The sequence below is a fragment of the Legionella norrlandica genome (genome assembly GCF_000770585.1).
GTDB lineage: Bacteria > Pseudomonadota > Gammaproteobacteria > Legionellales > Legionellaceae > Legionella > Legionella norrlandica.
In genome coordinates, this window is the sequence record NZ_JNCF01000006.1 from 39,581 (window position 1) to 57,448 (window position 17,868).

Genomic DNA, 17,868 nt, shown 5'->3' on the forward strand with positions numbered 1-17,868 from the left:
ATCCTCATCCTTTTATTATCTCCAATACGCTTGTCATTTTGTTTATAATGTTTTTAGGTATTATTGTATAGATTGCTGAGTTTGAGTTCATATTTAATTTCTCAGTCAATATTTCATCACCTAAATAGCCTGCAGAAATTATGGATGTACAAAAATGTAGATATCCTTGCATCATAGATCGGATTCCATAGTCCAAATTGATATCAAAATCTGAAATGGCTTTATTGTTGAATCCTCCAATACGGTCCCAGATGTCTTTTCGTACCATGAAAAAAATGGATGAATTGGCTGCTACTGGATAGGTAGTAAAAGGAAAAATATCGTGGCAATCAAACTCTGAAAATATTAATTGGCTCGAAGGTGAATGGGAGGGGAATATACCTCCTGAGTATACTTTTACTGGGGAGCTATTTGTTTTTTCTTGATTATCTCTTATCAATAGACAACTGGCGGAAGCTATCTTATCACCGCCTGCTATTAGACATAGGGTTTCAACAGTTCGCGGGTCATGTAGTACAATTTCTTCATGTGCAATCAACAAATAACCATTTTGCGTATATTGCGTTGCTAAATTGATCTGTTCACTACGAGACAAATTGTTTTTATTTTCTATTACCGTATTTTTTCCTGGAAAAAAGCGTTCTAGTTTTTCAGTAATTTGCTCCGAAGGCAATTTTGTTATGGCTACTATGTGAATGTTCTCAGCTATTGTTTGCCATTGTAATGACTCAAGGAATGCGCTTAATGCGGGTAGGTTGTGGCCGCATAATGGTAGCAATATGAAGATAGTATCCTTCACTACTAAAGGTTGGTGCTTTAGCCCACGAAAAATGGGTTTCTTATATTCAATAGGTAATGGCAAAATTAAATTACTTTCATTTTGAGGGTGTTTATCATGAAATTTTACAGCAAAAGGGATATTTGAAATTTCTCCTGCATTGAAAAGATTGTTTTTCTGTGACAGAGGAATTAAGACAGGGAAATAACGGATTGCATCAGTAGCTTGAAAGTCTAGTAATTCGTTGCCAAGAGGGGGGACTTGAATTTTCCACTCAGGTTTTAATGTGCCTTTATCAATAATTACAAAGGAAGGTACCGTGCAAGGAGCCTTAGGCGTGTTGAATTGCCTTGTAACCAGTGCATGAAGAGACGGAATACAATCTGGGGGTAAAACTAATCCAACCAAAGCATTTTTTTCACGAGCAATAATTTGTTCGGTTAAGTTCTTATTTAGAAACTCGGGCAGCGTAGCCAGGTTCTCTTCAAGATAAGATGAGACCTTGGATGGGAGATTGGAATCGCATGGGTGAGAGGCTAATTTGATATGCATAATAACAGCAAGCCAGGTTCGAAATGCGGTTGAAAAAATGGGCTCTGCTCCTGTAGCTCCTTGCTGTAACTCAACTTCAATTCGTCCTAAAGCCAGATTTTCATGCTGATTATTTGCAATTCCAAGCCATTGATCGAGCAATCGTGTTGATAAGGCTTGCAGATTGTCAGGATAACTTAATTTATTATCAATGGCACATAATTCACCATAATGCATCCCTCCACGAGATAAGGAAGGGAATGGAATGATGGATGTTTTAAGTAAATTGCCATCAGGCGATGTTACAACCACCAATAGAGGAAAAAATGGATTAGTTAACGGCACATTGAGAAATGCAGGGTTATGGCCATTTAGAATGGTTTCAGCTCTCATTTTCAATGATTTGTCCTGATTATTTCATATTGATAAAATCTAACGACGAGTGGTTCATCAGTATTTTCAGATATGTTGTCAAAGCGAAAACGCAAAGTGTAATCATTGATGAAAGCAATATCAGCTATAATAATTTGTGGGCTGATTAAGTTAGTAAAAGTGTACTTTAATGTCTGTGGTTTTGAACCAAAATAGTCTTTTATAGGACGCTTTATCAAGTCATCATAACAATGTAAGGATTCTTCAACATCACAGCATTGTATTTTGCAAAAAACGATAATCGACTCTATAAATGGAGAGAATTTTCTCTGAAAATTCTCATTGCACATTTCGCTTGGTATTGTCCCAAGGATGGTTCCCTCTAGTTCTACTGTTACAAAATTTTTATCACGCTTTAAATCAGCCTGTTTTTTCCAATTGATTTTTTGAGGTTGAATCATAGGAAAAGAAACTGGAACAATGGCTTTTTCTGGAGGCGCGAAGCGTTTTGTTTTATCCGTTTGCTCCTTCGTTTTTATGTCCGATGGAACGATAGTACGGCTTTCAATATTTCCAAATAAAAGATAATGAATAAGAGGATTTATTCTGTTTTCGGCTACATCCTGATATGTTTTGAGATATGCTTTAGTATTAAATTTAGGACCAGGATCTCTGCCCTCTTTGGCTCCGTAGTAAAGATAATGTATTATGGGGTCAATATTGCTTTGAGCGACATCTTGATATTGATCAAGATACCATGCTTTATCAAATAAATCGGTTTGTTGAATAATTGTTTTATACTTATTAATTTCAAAAGATTTTCTGCTTTTTTTAACTAAGAATTTTTTAAAAATAGGAGTTAACTTCCTTTGCTTCTTTTTATATGTAATTGCTGTGTGGATTGTTTTTTTTAGGGAAGTAGGTGGGTGCCCTGATTTTTTTCCAACTAACATATAATGAATTAAGGGGTTTATGTCGCTTGCTACAATCGAACAAGAATCACAATAAGCATTGGTATTAAAATTGGGTCCTGGATCGCGCCCTTCAGCAGCACCATATAATAAATAATGAAGAGCCGGTTCAATTTTTTTCTGAGCTACATCTTTGTATTGAGCAAGATACCAGTTGGAGTCCAAATATCCAGAACGACGAATGATACGCACTTTGGCTTTTAGGTTATCGGTATCCGAAGAGTTCTTTTTTCTTTTTCTAATAGGTTTTGCCAGAGCTCGGAGTGATTTTGTGAGCTTCCATGATAGAGTATCTGACATCAGCATAGATTGTATTTTCTCACGTATCAATTCTTTGTTTTTTAGAGAAAGTTCTTTTTCTCGCTTCTCAAGTTTGTTTTTAATGTAGCTAAGCTCTTGTTTTTGGGAATCAAGTTGATTTTTTAATTTCTTTTTTTCTGAAATGATTGAAGTATTTGTGGTGGATAAAACTTTTATTTCTTCATTCTGTGCTGCTAATAATCGGTTAATTTTGTAATTTTTTTGGTTAAGTTTATCGCTTTCATCCGTTGCAATGAGAAGTCGTTTCTGTAAATCATTATTATTTTCTTTAAGAGCCTCATTTTCAAGAGAATAATCTCTTAATTGAACCTGTATTTTTTGGCCATCTTCTTCAATTTTATTTAATTCTTTTTGCAAGTTATTAATTTGGGTTTCTTGTTCAAGGATTTGCCGACGAAGTGTAATCTCTGTTCTTTTGCAGGTATCAATTTGATTTTCCTGTTCATTGATTTGCTGGCGAAGTATAATTTTTTCTCTTTTGCAGGTATCAATTTGATTTTCCTGTTCATTGATTTGTTGGCGAAGTATAATTTCTTTTCTTTTGAAGGTATCAATTTGATTTTCTTGTTCATTGATTTGCTGATGGAGAATAGCCGATCCAGTCTGCAAGAAGTTGATTTGGTTTCCTTTTTCAGTTAACTCAGTGAGCAATTTAAGTTTCTCTGACTCGAGATCTTGGATTAGAGCTCGTTGCTCGAACGAAGTTTCTTCAATCGTAATTAATTTATTCTGAATTTCGGCAAATTCTTTCCTGAAGTATTTTAGTTTTGATGTTGATCTTCTTCCTTCTGAAATTAAGCGTGAAAAAGCGGGGCCAGCTTCGTTCAAAGCATTTCTGATACTATCGAGGATGGAGTAATCGTTCGGATTTTCTCCAGTAATTACCCATCGATTAAAAATTTCAAAACTGTCACGTAACCATGCAGAAAGAGTAGGGTTTTCAGTTACTGTGTCAGGAGTTTCATAATGGTGTCTATGGCTATGGGACAAGAATGCTGCAATTTCTTCTGCCACTTTGTCGGAAAAACGCGGCCAATGAATGCCTAATGCGGATTGAGCTTCAGTGATTAGGCGTCCCCATTTTTTTATTAATTGATCATAACTTATAAAAAAGCGCGGTTGATTGCGTGAAATTTGCTCAGCATCTAAAACATAACGCAACCATAATAAATGTCCAAAAGGTTGTTCTAATCCGTTGCGTTTTTGCAGAGAGGCAGCTACTTCAAGGGGATTTCGGTGACAAAAAACAATTAAAGGTTGTATGTTCATTTTGCCAAGGACATTCAACCAAAAAGGTGCTAAACGACATATTCTCGGATCTTTCAACGCAAATAATTTCGATCCCATAAATTCTTCTTGTAGCAGGTTTATGGCTTCCTCTTGAAAACTCATTGCCTTGGGTGAATGAAACCATCCTTTATTAAATTCTGCCCAATCCTGCCAATGACTTCCTGCAGAATCTAAAATTCTATCATTCAATCGGTTAATTGGAATGGACTCCCAATGACCAAGTTCATTACTAGTATTGGCTCCCAATAAATTATTAGGTAAATCACAACCAAGTAAGTTTAGCACACGGGTTAATGCGCTTGTTCCAGAACGGTGCATGCCAAGCACAAAAATACAAATAGCTTTATTTGTGTTAATAGCTAAATTATTTTTATGCTTGGATTCTACGTTATTTTCTTCCAAGAGTATTACAGAATTATCTTCAATCATCATAGTTATTCCATTACTTAGTAGTATTACCTACCATTCGAAAACTTTTGATCGGTTTTTTGGGAATCAGCTTAATTGTAATAAATCATCCTTTGGCTCAATCCAATCGGACAAACGCATTAACCCGTAGGGCCGCAAACAGCACTGCTCTGTATTAACAATTTGTTGAAGCTAAGTTATCTTCTGCTTGTTTTAAGTAATGACTATTCAAAAATTGACCAATATAAGGATTTTCCTCTTCCAGACTCAATTCCATCAAATATCGTCCATATGCTGTTTTGATTAATGGTTTTGCTAAGGATAATAGTTGGTCTTTATTAATCCATCCATAATGAAAAGCAATTTCTTCCAGGCATCCCATTTTGCTTCCTTGGCGTTTCTCAACAGCGGAGACGAAATGAGAAGCTTCAATTAGAGATTCATGGGTGCCAGTATCGAGCCAGGCGTATCCTCGCCCTAGTAATTGGACATTGAGTTGGTTTCGATTGAGGTATAAGTTATTGAGGCAAGTAATTTCTAATTCTCCACGGGCGGATGGCGTTACTTTTTTTGCTAACTGACACACTTGATTATCATAAAAATACAATCCGGTAACAGCGTAATTGGATTTGGGTCTCAGAGGTTTTTCTTCAAGCGAAATGACCCGTTGATATTTATCAAATTCTACTACCCCATAACGCTCAGGATCTTGAACGCGATACCCAAAAATACAGGCTCCACGATGTTGCTCAACAATCTCTCTGGCTTGGTTCAGTGCTTTGACCAAGCCATGGCCATAAAATATATTATCCCCTAGAACCAGGCAAGCATCCTCTTTTCCTAAAAATGATTCTCCCAAAATAAAAGCTTGGGCAAGACCATCTGGTGATGGTTGCTCAACGTATTCAATTTTTAAACCCCATTGATTTCCATTTTTTAGTAAACGTTGAAAAGAAGGCATGTCTTCAGGAGTAGTAATAATCAATATTTCTCTGATGCCGGTAAGCATTAGTAAGGACAATGGGTAATATACCATTGGTTTGTCGTAAATGGGGATTAGGTGCTTGTTCACCCCTTGAGTCGCGGGGTAAAGACGTGTTCCAGAACCTCCTGCCAGAATAATCCCTTTCATATTTTCCCTTTATATACGAAATCAAGGAATTGAATATTAACAAGGGTTATTGTTGATGTCTATAAAGGAAATTATTTGCTTGAGCAATAAAAAATATTCGCGTAGGATTAGCATAAATTCGTCAGTGGTTGTCTCGAATAATTCTTCCTTCACCAGAAAGTTCATTTGAGAGACGCTTATTACCCTCTCTCCCTAACCTTCTCCCTTATTCGGGAGGAGACTTAAGGTGAAAGATTATAAAAATGGCTTTTGATGACTTAAGAATATGGCCGTTTGGACCGGGTTATTAATTTAGGATTTTAGTCATAGGATGGTAATGAAGTTGAAAGGTTTAAAAAGGATTTTAAGGCTGGCACTTATCCACGTTCAGCTCTTGAAAGACAGGATCAACCCATATATCTCCTTGTTGAGACATTCCTATGTCTTTCCTGGTTTTGTAGCAATTCGCAATTTTCTTCTGAAATATAAAATATTTACTATAGTGGTAGTAATTCCCTGGTTGATTACTGCTTTTTATCTTGTTTTTATCTCAGTGCCCGAATACGTTAGCACGGCAAAAATCGTAGTAGAAAAAGGACAAGAACAAAATCCTATCAATATTACTGCCGGGTTATTTGGTGTGGGAGGTAACAACGAGACTTATCTTACTCAAGAGTTTATCACGTCTCGGGAGATGATAAACCGACTCCAAAATTACTATGATTTTAAAAAGCATTACCAATCGCCCAAAATTGATTTGATTTCTCGGCTTAAAAGTCATCCCAGTGAAAAAGATTATCAAAATTACTTTCAAAAGATGGTTAATACAACAGTAGATCTTAAAACTAATGAGCTTGTAATCACTGTTAGAGCGTTCTCTGCTGAAATTGCTAAAATATTGGCTGAGCAAATTATTGAGCAATCAAAAAAGTTTGTGAACCGGGTTTATAATACGGTGGCCGAAAAGCAATATGCTTTTTCCAAGGTGCAGTTAAAATTGGCTAAGGATCGATTATTTAAGGTAAGTAAAGACGTATTGGAATGGCAGAACGAAAATGGAATGTTTGATCCGGCTGAAACAGCTAAGGTTGTAGGGGCAGTGACGGCTGAATTAAAGTCTAAGCTGGTTGAAAAACAAACGGAGTTAATCACCTATTCTGCTTTCATGCAGCCAGAGTCCTCCAAAGTTGTGGCGCTGAAGGAGGAAATCCGAGCCTTGAAAAAGCAAATTGAAGAGCAAAACTCTGATTTGCTAAGCCGTAAAGAAGGTACGAATAATCTGAACCGAGTCTTGATCAATTATCAATGGTTGCAGTTACAATTAAAATTTGCCCAAGCAGAATATGAAGCAGCACAACAAGTTTTTGATGCGGCTACTATTAATTTAAGCAAACAACAGAATTCAATCATAGAGATTGAAGCGCCTAATTTGCCCGATGATTATGAATATCCCAAAAAAATCTATGATTTGGTTAATTTCTTGATTCTTTTTTTGGTGATTTTCTTTTTGATAAAAATGACTATTAACATTATTTATGAGCACACTGACTAATGAAAAAAACGCTGCTTTATTTGTTATTCTTTTTTATATCTTCTGTTAATGCTGATAAGCTGGCCAATAATTTGGCTGCAGGAGAGGCTGCTATAGGTTCAGCTGCTTCAAATGCTGCTAGTCAAATAGTTAGTAGAGGGGGCGCTAGTAACTCTAATATCAATGCAAATACAGCAAATATTGATGAAAAAGCCAAAGAAGACGCGAATTTTTCTTCTTTGGCTTATACCTCATCTGGGAATATCCAAGAACGTAACACTAATGTGAAAGTGGATAATAAAGATCGTATCGGGGTTTTTGTTCATAATGAACTACCAATTTTTGGTCAAAATCTTTTTGGTCCTCAGTGCAGTAAATTGCATCAGGCTCGGTTTTTTAATCCTAATTATCGGATTGCTGTGGGAGATCAAATTAATTTTCAAATGTGGGGCGCATACCAATTTGAAAAACAACTAACGGTTGATTCTCAAGGTAATATTTTTATCCCTGAGGTTGGCCCAGTGCGGGTTGAAGGAATAGAGAACTCCAAATTAAATAACTTGATTCAGGAGCAGGTGAAGAAAATTTTTAAACGCGACGTGAATATTTATGCTGATTTGATTACCGCTCAACCTGTTCAAGTGTATGTGACAGGTTTTGTCAATTCACCAGGACTTTATGATGGTCTTTCTTCAGATTCCATTATTTATTTTTTATGTGCTGCTGATGGTATCAATTTAAGGGAAGGCAGTTTTCGCTCCATCGAAGTTTTGCGTTATGGCAAGCTGCTGCGCTCTATCGATCTTTATGATTTTATACTGCATGGCAGCATTGATCCTTTCCAATTGCACCAAGGTGATACAATCGTTGTGAAGCCACAAAAGTATACTATTGCGGTTGAAGGGACTGTGAAAAATGCTTACCAGTACGAATGGAAGAGTCAATCAATTTCTATGTCAGAGCTCGCGAAAGTGGTTAATATCGATCCCAGCGTGACCTTTGTTCGCATTATGCGTAATTCTGGTAAAAAGCCAGTTATTTTGTATAAGCCAATCCAAGAGGCTAGGCAAATGCGATTATATGCAGGGGATCATCTGAGTTTTGTTGCTGATAAAGAAGTGGAACAAATTCTGGTTAATGTGCAGGGGCAGATTAAAGGCCATCATCAATATGTTCTATCAAGAGGGGCCACACTAAAGGATTTAATGTCTAAATTGGAATTAACTCCACAGGCGAACATTAAAAATATTCAACTCTTTCGAGAGTCTGTAGCCTTGTTGCAAAAAGAAGCAATTAACTCCTCACTGGCGCGTTTTGAGCGACAGGTTATGACAAGTACTCCTACGTCCGATGAAGACAGCCGTATGCAGTCTGCTCAATCCGAACTTATTATGAAGTTCGTTAACGAAGCCCGCCAGGTAAAAACACAGGGACAGGTTGTTTTAGGTGATGAGTCTCAATGGGGGACCATTCCATTGGAGAATAATGACACCGTCAATGTGCCGGCTTATACTTCTGTGGTTACTGTGAGTGGTGATGTAGTCAATGCTGTGTCAATAGAGGCTCACCCTGGTTATCGCTTGCAGCATTACATTCAGGCTGCGGGTGGATTAAATAAATCGGCCGATCCTTCCCAGATTTTATTGATTAAGCAAAATGGTCGAGTGCATATCTTAAAGAATAGCTCGTCACAATCAGTATCAGTCGAAGGTGGGGATCAATTGATCGTGTTATCGAAAGGAACCTCTGAAGGATTGAAGATGACTGGTATGTTGTCTAAGATTGCTTATCAGATTGCTATTGCTGCAAGGGTGGCTCTGACAGTCTAGTGATTTTATTCAAGGAAAGGACAAGGAAGTGGAAAAATTTATTCGATTAGCTTTAGACGTGATTGAGGCAGAGGCGGGAGCAGTATCTGCTTTAAGTAACAAAATCAATGAAGCTTTTGTCCATTGTTGCGAACTTATTTTGGCATGTAAAGGTCGAATTGTTGTTATTGGGATGGGAAAGTCAGGGCATATTGGCGCTAAAATTGCTGCCACTTTAGCCAGCACAGGTACACCAGCTTTTTTCGTACACCCCGCTGAGGCATGTCATGGTGATTTAGGGATGATTACTAAATCGGATTTGGTCTTGGCCATCTCTAATTCAGGTAATACTCAGGAAATTGTGACACTTTTGCCTTTAATCAAATATTTAAATATTCCGTTAATTACGTTAACTGGTAATCCAAATTCAACTTTAGCAAAGAATGCTACGGTTAATATCGATGTTAGTGTTACTCAAGAAGCTTGCCCTCTTGGGCTGGCGCCTACGACATCAACTACTGTGGCGTTGGTTATGGGGGATGCACTTGCAGTAGCTTTGCTTGATGCGCGTGGTTTTACAGCGGAAGATTTTGCTCGAGCTCATCCTGGTGGTAATTTGGGTAAACGTCTGTTACTGAAAGTGGATGATATTTGGCATACTGGTGATCAATTACCACAGGTGCAAGAGAGCACGACGATATCTGATGCTCTTATTGAGGTTACGCAAAAAAGACTTGGGATGACTACCATTGTTAATCAAACAGGTATGCTACAAGGTGTTTTTACAGACGGCGATATTCGTCGTGCTTTAAATAAAGGCTATGATGTTCATAATACTTTGATTTCCGAAGTAATGACACGGAATTGCCGTACAATCTCAAAAGAGACATTGGCAGTAGAAGCTTTACAACTGATGGAGGATTTTTCCATTACGTCTTTAATCATTATTGATGAAAATAAAAAGCCATTGGGTGTAGTTAGTCTTCATGATATCCTAAAAGCTGGTGTGGTTTGAATAGCCGTATCATCCACAAACTATGTGTCGCATTGTTAATGCCCTGCTAATCTTCTATTGATTGAGAGATTGGCTGGTGTTGTGTAAGTAACAAGTCAAAAATCTAAATTTAAAGTTTTTATTGATTTCTAGGGGGGTGAATCCTCAAAGTGACATGAATTATAATAAATGAACTGTCATTATGATGAGTACGCCCATATAATTGCATCTTCATATTGGAAAAAAAATTTTTGTAGCCGTCATTGCGAACGAAGCGAAGTAATCCAGAGTAGATTTTTATATAAAACTCAAGAAAAACAAGAGTTGGTCGAAACTATAGGTTAGTGAATAATAAATACAAATTAGGGGAAGAGCTATGAAGAAATGGGTGCTCGGTATTGTTGCATTCATGTTATTAAATCAAATCGTTTACGCAAGTCAAGGCTGGGATCAGTGGGTAGCAGGAGTTAGAGAGGAAGCTCTACAACAAGGAATCCCACCAGCTTTATTTGATGAGGCTTTTTCAGGGATTCATGAACCCAGCCGAAAAATAAAGAGTTTTTTACGCTCTCAACCTGAGCATCGATTAACTTTCATAAAATATCGTAATACTCGTGTGGATAATTACAGAATTGCGATTGGTAGAAAAGAATATAAGAAAAACCAAGAAGTGTTGGAAGCAGTAGCGCAACAATATGGGGTTAACCCATGTTTTATTGTGTCTTTTTGGGGTATGGAAACTAGTTATGGATCATACATGGGTAATTTTCCAGTGATCAATGCTTTGGCAACCTTAGCCTATGATTCAAATCGCAAGGATTTTTTCAGGAAGGAGTTATTTCTTGCCTTGCATATTCTTAAAGAAGGACATGTCAGCTTAGCTGATTTTAAAGGAGAATGGGCAGGGGCTTCTGGTCAGCCACAATTTTTACCATCGAGTTGGGTCAAATATGCAGTGGATTACGATGGTGATGGGCGAAAAGACATATGGAAGAGCAAACCAGATGTTTTTGCTTCAATAGCAAATTATATGAAGCAAAATGGTTGGCAAGTAGGAGAACCTTGGGCCATTCAAGTAAAGCTTCCCGCTAAATTTGATATGAAATTGGAAGGTAAGAATATTGTAAAACCAGTCAGCGAATGGAATGCGTTAGGCGTAAGAACTGAAAGCGGGCAACCATTGCCTTATCAGAATTTACAGGCAAGTATTGTCCAACCTTATGGTGGCCCCACCTTTTTAGCTTTTCCAAATTATCGAATGATATTACGCTATAATAATTCAATTTATTATGCTGGAGCTATTGGGTATCTGGCTGATAAGATTTGTCAGGTGCATTAATACATATCCATAAAGATCCCATTGTATTAAGTTGCTCCCGAAGAATAGGGAGCAACAATCTGAAATTTTTAATAACCCTATTTCGAACTCGCTTAATCGAAATGAAGTGCGAGGAGACGCAGAACGGAGAGCCGGGGTGTACACGCCAGTACATGAGGATTCGAGTACTGCATCGACGAAGCAATTTACTGATGAAGCGAGTTTCAAAAGAGGTCTAATATAAAAATTTTCTTTCTTGTTAAGTAGCACTTTAAATTTTAAAATGCTTCATAGATCATAGGGCATTAAACAATATTTATGAATCAAAATTCTTTTCAATGGTCAGTAATTGGTGCAGGCCCTGCTGGGATTGCTGCCGTAGGGAAATTATTAGATTATGGTATTACCTCTTCTGAGATATTATGGCTTGACCCTTATTTTAAAGTAGGGGATTTTGGTCGGCTTTGGCAGCATGTTTCCAGTAACACTACCGTTCGACTGTTCTCGAATTTTTTACATGCCGTTAATTCTTTTTCTTATAAAAAAGCAAGTCAAGATTTTCATTTACGTCATCTTGACCCCGGTAGTACCTGTATTTTGGATAGGGTTGCAGAGCCCTTGCAATGGATCACTTCAATTCTTAGAGAAAGGGTTGTTACGGAGGAGACAATGATCCATAGTATTTCTCTATCCTGTGGCAGTTGGTCCTTATACTCTGATGTACAGGCATACAAAGCAAAAAATGTAATTTTGGCAACGGGAGCAGTACCATCTAGTCTTAATTATCCTGATGTTAATTTAGTGCCTTTTGAAATTGCAATTGATAAACAGCGCTTGAGCAATTTTATTGACGTTAATGAAGTTTATGGTGTTTTTGGCTCTTCACATTCAGCAATCATTATTTTACGCCATCTTGTCGAATTAGGTGTTAAGAAAGTAATTAATTTTTATCGCTCTCCTTGTCGATATGCTATTGACATGGGTAATTGGGTTTTATTTGATAATACAGGGTTGAAAGGCGAAACAGCTGTTTGGGCCAGAGAATATATAGATGGTGTTTTGCCTGATAATCTTGTTCGCTATTACGCAAGTGAATCCAATATTGCACGATATCTTCCTGAATGTAGTAAAGTAATTTATGCCATTGGTTTTGAAAGACGGAATAATATTGTCATTGATAATTATGAACGGCTTAACCATAATCCCCATGTCGGGATTATAGGCCCAGGATTATTTGGTTTGGGGATTGCCTATCCAGAATTGCGCGCTGACCCTTTTGGAAATTTTGAATCCCAGGTAGGTTTATGGAAATTTATGACATACTTAGATAATGTATTACCAATCTGGTTTAAATATCATACTTAGGAACTGTTGCGCCTAGAATAGCGAATCCAGATTGAGAGAGTTTTTTATCACGAAATAGTTTAGTAATGTGTTTCGTGGCGATATTGCGGGATTCATAAAGAGATTTTTTCCATAAAGCCGTGTTCAAAGGAGAGTGAATTGAGTCATTATCTTGATAAAACCGCTAGTTTAACCCCGGCTGTTCGAAGAATAGTATGCAATAAGGCTACTGAATATCCTAATACAGGAATTTATAATGAAGTTGCGACTCATGGCACTTATTTATGCAGACGTTGCGGTTTAGCTCTGTTCCGAGGTAATAGCCAATTTAGTTCAGGATGTGGTTGGCCAAGTTTTGATGATGAAATTGCAAATACCGTAGCAAGAAAACCAGATGCGGATGGTCGGCGAACAGAGATTTTATGCATGCGTTGTAAGGCTCATCTAGGGCATGTGTTTACTGGGGAGCATTTTACTCACAAAAACTTGCGCCATTGCGTCAACTCCGCGTCTATAGATTTTGTAGCAGATAATGAGGTACTTGATTCAGAGGAAGCGATACTTGCTGGAGGCTGTTTTTGGGGGGTGGAGTATTATTTCAAGCAAATGCCAGGAGTACTAAAAGTTGAATCGGGGTACACCGGGGGGCATGTATTGGAACCTAGTTATGAGCAGGTTTGTACGGGCAATACAGGTCATTATGAAGCAGTAAGAGTGGTCTACGACTCTGAAAAAACAAATTATCATTATGTCATAAAGCGCTTTTTTGAAATTCATGATCCCACCCAGGCAGATGGACAAGGACCTGATTTAGGACAACAATACCAGAGCGCTATATTCTTCTTTAATGAAGAGCAGTTGCAGGAGGCAGAATCATTAATTCAGTTATTAAGGAAAAGAAGTTATCAGGTAGCTACTCGATTGTTAAAAGCACAACCCTTTTGGCCTGCAGAAAATTATCATCAGAACTACTATTTTAAACATCATAAGATACCTTATTGTCATAGACCAGTAGCACGTTTTGGGGATTAAGCAATGATTATGGATTCTCCTTCTCTTTTTTAGCTTCCTCATGAAACCATCAGTAATTTAATTTTATGGAATGGTCTATACTTAGCATGTAGTTCGTTTTTAACAGCGTGTATATATTTAAGCAAGGAGCGCATTATGAAAACTTTAGTTAATTCGTCAGTTTTTGCATTAGTTTTAGCTTTTTCAACGCCTTTATTTGCAGATGATCCTCAATGGATGAAAGACAATAATTTAGTTCAAGGAACGGTAACTCTGCAGGATAGTTCTAAAATTCAAGTATATGGAACTCAAGAAGATCTCGATAAACTGCAAAAGAATCTGGGTAGTATTCAATCTATTCAAATAGGTACTAGTCAAGATAGCTCTACAACATCTACTACTACTCCTCCATCAAATGGATCATCAAATGGTGAAGGACAATAGCAAGATTTGTCCGAGTTAAATTAATGTGGGTTCGACATAAAAAGGCATTTATGCCTTTTATGTCGTTAAACGAACTTTAATTTAACTCGGATAGTTTAATTGTCGTTTTTAGATTTCATTTGTTCATATTTTTGATCTATTTCTTCAGCTTTACGTTTGTTTTCATATAGTTGAAGTGCGTAGAGTTGTTGTCGCCAAAATGAGGAGCCATATTCTTTTAATTGATTTATTTTGCGCATTAAAATGCCCAAATGAGTGGCTAACATAGGAAGTTTCGAGGGTCCAAAAACAACAATAGCTACCATGAAAATAAGTAAGAGTTCGCCAAGGCTCATGATAATGGCTCACTTGTTTGCCTCGCCATCCTATAGTTTGTCGGGGGGTAGTGGAAAACTCTTAGATCCTGTGAACAAGTCATGGGACATGGGCAAGAGGTTGCGGGATATGAAAATCCTGTCGTGAAATATCGTGAAAAGGGAGAGCTCGCGTTAAAATTGTTCATGGTAGTTTGTGCTTGTCCTCTGATGATTCATCTGTACTATCACTGTTCATGGCTTTTCGGAAATTTTTGATTGCCTCCCCAAGGTCAGAGCCTATTGTTTTCAGTTTTGAGGTGCCAAATAAAGCTATTATAATTACCAAAATTAATAATAATGATAATGGACTTATTCCTGACAATCCCATGTTAGTTCCTTATTTTTCGGTTAATGAGTAAAAAAAGACCGGCTAAAACAGTACCAGTAATAGCTATGTCAGTGAGATGATTATAATCAAGCAAATCAAAATAGCTCATCAGCCCTAGCGATAAAAATGAGGAAAAGACCCCTATACCAATGTTTCTCCATTGTTTGTTTTGTTGTTTATTTTCAGATTGTAAGTGCGAGTATTCTTTTATTGATAGTAATTGATCTTTTTTCAATTCTAGAATGTCAAAAATTAACTTAGGCATCTGAGGTAGTTGCTCAGCCAAAAAAGGTAGATTTTTTCTTAATTGTTTAAGAAAAGATTTCGGGCCCATCTGTTCTCGTAACCATGTTTCAAGAAATGGTTTTGCTGTAGCCCATAAATCCAATTCTGGGTAGAGTTGTCTGCCCAAACCTTCTATAGCTAGCAATGTTTTTTGAAGTAAAATCAATTGGGGTTGCACTTCCATATGGAATCTTCTTGCCACCTGGAATAAACGAAAAACAACTTGGGCAAAAGAAATATCTTTTAATGGTTTTTCAAAAATAGGTTCGCATACTGTTCTTATACTGCTTTCAAATTCTGTAATAGGGGTGTTACGTGCTACCCATCCGGATTCAACATGCAACTCTGCTACGCGCTTATAATCACGATTAAAAAAAGCGAGCAAATTTTCAGCCAGATACCGTTTGTCATTGTCTGTCAGAGTTCCAATAATCCCAAAATCAATGCAAATATATTGAGGTTCCTTGGGATTTTTATAGGATACAAATATATTCCCTGGATGCATGTCCGCATGAAAGAAACAATCTCGAAAAACTTGTGTAAAGAAAATCTCTACTCCACGCTCTGCCAGTTTTTTAATATCAATACCATGATCCTTCAAACTGGCTATGTCTGTAACAGGTATGCCATGAATTCGTTCCATCACCAGGATATTTTGGTGGCAATAATCCCAGTAGATTTCAGGGATATACAATAGAGGCGACTTATTGAAGTTTCGTCGTAATTGGGTAGCGTTTGCTGCCTCTCTCATTAAATCCAACTCATCTAATAAGGAATGCTCAAATTCTGTTACTATTTCTCTGGGTTTAAGGCGTTTCCCTTCAGCCCAGTAACGGTCAGCCAATCGGGCAATAGTATGCAGAATGCTTAAGTCTTGCTCGATGATTCGTTTCATATTGGGCCTAAGTATTTTTACGACAACGCTTTCTCCTGTTTTTAGGGTAGCAGCATGTACTTGTGCCATAGAGGCCGATGCTAAGGGAATTGGATCGAACTGAGCAAAAGTATCAAAAGCCGATTGATTATAAACTTTTTCAATAATAGCTAGCGCCACATCGCTGGGGAATGGAGAAACTTTATCTTGGAGCTTGCTTAACTCTTTAGCTATATCTTCAGGTAATATGTCAGGCCGAGTGGAGAGAGCCTGGCCAAATTTAATGAATATAGGTCCTAATTCTTCCAGTGATTTGCGTAAGGCTTCACCATGAGTTAGTTGGACTTTGCGAAACCAATTCCAAGGATTTAGATAAACAATAAAACGTAAAGGGGCAAATAATTTTATGGAGACAACGACGTTATCCAGACCATTTTTAGCCAGAATATAATTGATATGTATAAGGCGAACTAGTTGCTTAATTGATTTCATGACAGCTCATTAATTGTTGAATATGGGCTTCAAGCTGATGTGCTTTCAATGATAATTCATCTAACTCCTGAATAAAATCATCCAATTGATTTCGAGACGTAAAACCTCGTAACTCTTCGTCTAAATATTCTGAAATGTTAATTTTGATGCTATCATTTATGTATTTTTTGAATTCTAGTCCTTTGCTTAATAATATATTGATTTGATTAGCTAACTTATCTCCTGTCAGTTGTGTGATACCTAATTCATGTAATAACTGTTTAACTTTTCCACTAAGTTGATCTGCGTCTGTGGTTGTTTGTTGCATCACCATTATTTGCGTGGAAGAATCATCCATTGGCTCGAATGTTATCGAGTTAATTTGAGAGTCCTGCTCAAGACGGTGTTCTGTAATGGATTTGTCTATATCTGCGGACTCCATTTTAGTCTGAACTGTTGTTAAGACCTTCGATATCTTGTTTCTCAATATCTCAGGCTGAGAAATAGTTTGGCCTAAATTAAATAGGAGGGGTTTGATATTCTGGAAAAGATGATGCCAATTCTTATTTGCTTTTTCGCGTGAATGGCTTCGAGGGTTGAGATGGCGTAATCTTCTGAATATTTTCAGAAAGAAAGTTATCATCAATAATCCATGCCTTGCGAAGGCATAGGCGGTAGAAAAAAAACGAGCTACTTGTTTAATTACCTTCATCTTTACTCATTAAATAAGTAACGTGCGCCTGTAAGCGGTCAACACTTAAAACCAATTCATCAATTTCATTGAAAAAATCTTCTAATTCACTTCTTGAAGGGAAAATACGTAATTCTTCTTGAAGATATTCAGTGATATTTTGTTGCGTGGACGCGCTGAATTGATTTTTAAACTCTAATCCTTTTCGTACAAAGGAGCCAATTTGATGAGCAACTACATCCCCTGTGAAATGAGCTAAGTGCCCTTCCCAATCAATGTCTATCTCATCGAATATTTTTTTAACTTTTTGCCCTAATTCTATATCGCCTGAGATGCGAATCTTATCATTAAATAATGAGCGAGCTTTGGAGGTTGGTAATAAGCTTAATCGAATAAGCCCTATAGGATTGCTATGGATTATGGTATCGGGGCGGCCATCGATTTGAGGAAGCAGTAACAATTCTCCTTCTGTAAATTGAATATAAAAATTAACATTTAAAGGGGTAATAACCATCTCAAGTGTTTTTCCCTCAAGTGTTCGAAGTTTTTGGGGCATCTGTTCATCCAGACGCAATGCTTGATGGATGGTTTTTTGTAGTGCTTTTAAAGAATATTCTTTTAACATAGTCGA

15 protein-coding genes are annotated in these 17,868 nt (G+C 37.2%); 7 read left to right on the forward strand and 8 right to left on the reverse strand.

Going from position 1 to position 17,868, the window contains the following annotated elements; translation table 11 throughout:
• Positions 1–4: 4 nt before the first annotated feature.
• From OK13_RS02625 to rfbA, 3 genes are all read right to left on the reverse strand, one after another.
• The gene (locus tag OK13_RS02625; RefSeq protein ID WP_152571546.1) at positions 5–1,708 is read right to left on the reverse strand and encodes a hypothetical protein; all 1,704 of its coding nucleotides are present in this window, start codon (positions 1,706–1,708) and stop codon (positions 5–7) included.
• Complete coding sequence (locus OK13_RS13815) at positions 1,705–4,695, reverse strand: hypothetical protein (protein WP_052117534.1); 2,991 nt, start codon at positions 4,693–4,695, stop codon at positions 1,705–1,707. The genes OK13_RS02625 and OK13_RS13815 overlap by 4 nt, the downstream gene beginning before the upstream one ends.
• Positions 4,696–4,846: 151 nt before the next feature.
• On the reverse strand, positions 4,847–5,803 hold the full coding sequence (gene rfbA / locus OK13_RS02635; RefSeq protein ID WP_081964843.1) for a glucose-1-phosphate thymidylyltransferase RfbA: 957 nt from the start codon (positions 5,801–5,803) through the stop codon (positions 4,847–4,849).
• A gap of 316 nt (positions 5,804–6,119) precedes the next feature.
• Between rfbA and OK13_RS02640 the strand changes: the two genes are divergently transcribed.
• From OK13_RS02640 to OK13_RS02670, 7 genes are all read left to right on the forward strand, one after another.
• Positions 6,120–7,334: a KpsE/RkpR family capsule polysaccharide export protein gene (locus OK13_RS02640; RefSeq protein WP_035887392.1), complete on the forward strand. Its 1,215-nt coding sequence runs from the start codon at positions 6,120–6,122 to the stop codon at positions 7,332–7,334.
• Positions 7,334–9,142 carry a polysaccharide biosynthesis/export family protein gene (locus tag OK13_RS02645; protein ID WP_052117535.1) on the forward strand — a complete coding sequence of 603 codons (1,809 nt, stop codon included), beginning with the start codon at positions 7,334–7,336 and terminating at the stop codon, positions 9,140–9,142. The genes OK13_RS02640 and OK13_RS02645 overlap by 1 nt, the downstream gene beginning before the upstream one ends.
• A gap of 28 nt (positions 9,143–9,170) precedes the next feature.
• The gene (locus tag OK13_RS02650) at positions 9,171–10,136 is read left to right on the forward strand and encodes a KpsF/GutQ family sugar-phosphate isomerase (RefSeq protein ID WP_035887394.1); all 966 of its coding nucleotides are present in this window, start codon (positions 9,171–9,173) and stop codon (positions 10,134–10,136) included.
• Between the two features lie 355 nt (positions 10,137–10,491).
• Complete coding sequence (locus OK13_RS02655) at positions 10,492–11,454, forward strand: lytic murein transglycosylase (protein ID WP_035887395.1); 963 nt, start codon at positions 10,492–10,494, stop codon at positions 11,452–11,454.
• A gap of 297 nt (positions 11,455–11,751) precedes the next feature.
• The gene (locus OK13_RS02660) at positions 11,752–12,798 is read left to right on the forward strand and encodes a pyridine nucleotide-disulfide oxidoreductase (RefSeq protein WP_035887398.1); all 1,047 of its coding nucleotides are present in this window, start codon (positions 11,752–11,754) and stop codon (positions 12,796–12,798) included.
• A gap of 138 nt (positions 12,799–12,936) precedes the next feature.
• A complete protein-coding gene (locus tag OK13_RS02665) occupies positions 12,937–13,809 on the forward strand; it encodes a bifunctional methionine sulfoxide reductase B/A protein (protein WP_035887400.1) in 873 nt (290 codons plus the stop codon).
• A gap of 135 nt (positions 13,810–13,944) precedes the next feature.
• Positions 13,945–14,232 (forward strand): hypothetical protein, encoded by a 288-nt coding sequence (locus tag OK13_RS02670; RefSeq protein ID WP_052117536.1) that lies wholly within the window; start codon positions 13,945–13,947, stop codon positions 14,230–14,232.
• 95 nt (positions 14,233–14,327) lie between these two features.
• Here the strand turns inward: OK13_RS02670 and OK13_RS02675 are convergent, their stop codons facing one another.
• The 5 genes from OK13_RS02675 to OK13_RS02695 form a co-directional block, all read right to left on the reverse strand.
• Positions 14,328–14,567 (reverse strand): Sec-independent protein translocase subunit TatA/TatB, encoded by a 240-nt coding sequence (locus OK13_RS02675; protein ID WP_035887402.1) that lies wholly within the window; start codon positions 14,565–14,567, stop codon positions 14,328–14,330.
• 163 nt (positions 14,568–14,730) lie between these two features.
• Positions 14,731–14,916 carry a twin-arginine translocase TatA/TatE family subunit gene (tatA, locus tag OK13_RS02680; RefSeq protein ID WP_035887404.1) on the reverse strand — a complete coding sequence of 62 codons (186 nt, stop codon included), beginning with the start codon at positions 14,914–14,916 and terminating at the stop codon, positions 14,731–14,733.
• A gap of 1 nt (position 14,917) precedes the next feature.
• Entirely contained in the window at positions 14,918–16,567 is a 1,650-nt protein-coding gene (gene ubiB / locus OK13_RS02685; protein ID WP_035887406.1) for a ubiquinone biosynthesis regulatory protein kinase UbiB, read from the reverse strand.
• Positions 16,554–17,258 (reverse strand): hypothetical protein, encoded by a 705-nt coding sequence (locus tag OK13_RS13820; protein WP_052117537.1) that lies wholly within the window; start codon positions 17,256–17,258, stop codon positions 16,554–16,556. The genes ubiB and OK13_RS13820 overlap by 14 nt, the downstream gene beginning before the upstream one ends.
• A complete protein-coding gene (locus OK13_RS02695; protein WP_035887408.1) occupies positions 17,245–17,862 on the reverse strand; it encodes a ubiquinone biosynthesis accessory factor UbiJ in 618 nt (205 codons plus the stop codon). The genes OK13_RS13820 and OK13_RS02695 overlap by 14 nt, the downstream gene beginning before the upstream one ends.
• Between the last annotated feature and the right edge of the window lie 6 nt (positions 17,863–17,868).

Bases quoted from the DNA above. Each gene is read 5' to 3' on its own strand.
- OK13_RS13815 (WP_052117534.1), bottom strand. From the start codon at position 4,695: ATGATGATTGAAGATAATTCTGTAATACTCTTGGAAGAAAATAACGTA.
- rfbA (WP_081964843.1), bottom strand. From the start codon at position 5,803: ATGAAAGGGATTATTCTGGCAGGAGGTTCTGGAACACGTCTTTACCCC.
- OK13_RS02640 (WP_035887392.1), top strand. From the start codon at position 6,120: ATGAAGTTGAAAGGTTTAAAAAGGATTTTAAGGCTGGCACTTATCCAC.
- OK13_RS02645 (WP_052117535.1), top strand. From the start codon at position 7,334: ATGAAAAAAACGCTGCTTTATTTGTTATTCTTTTTTATATCTTCTGTT.
- OK13_RS02655 (WP_035887395.1), top strand. From the start codon at position 10,492: ATGAAGAAATGGGTGCTCGGTATTGTTGCATTCATGTTATTAAATCAA.
- OK13_RS02660 (WP_035887398.1), top strand. From the start codon at position 11,752: ATGAATCAAAATTCTTTTCAATGGTCAGTAATTGGTGCAGGCCCTGCT.
- OK13_RS02670 (WP_052117536.1), top strand. From the start codon at position 13,945: ATGAAAACTTTAGTTAATTCGTCAGTTTTTGCATTAGTTTTAGCTTTT.
- OK13_RS02675 (WP_035887402.1), bottom strand. From the start codon at position 14,567: ATGAGCCTTGGCGAACTCTTACTTATTTTCATGGTAGCTATTGTTGTT.
- tatA (WP_035887404.1), bottom strand. From the start codon at position 14,916: ATGGGATTGTCAGGAATAAGTCCATTATCATTATTATTAATTTTGGTA.
- ubiB (WP_035887406.1), bottom strand. From the start codon at position 16,567: ATGAAATCAATTAAGCAACTAGTTCGCCTTATACATATCAATTATATT.
- OK13_RS13820 (WP_052117537.1), bottom strand. From the start codon at position 17,258: ATGAAGGTAATTAAACAAGTAGCTCGTTTTTTTTCTACCGCCTATGCC.
- OK13_RS02695 (WP_035887408.1), bottom strand. From the start codon at position 17,862: ATGTTAAAAGAATATTCTTTAAAAGCACTACAAAAAACCATCCATCAA.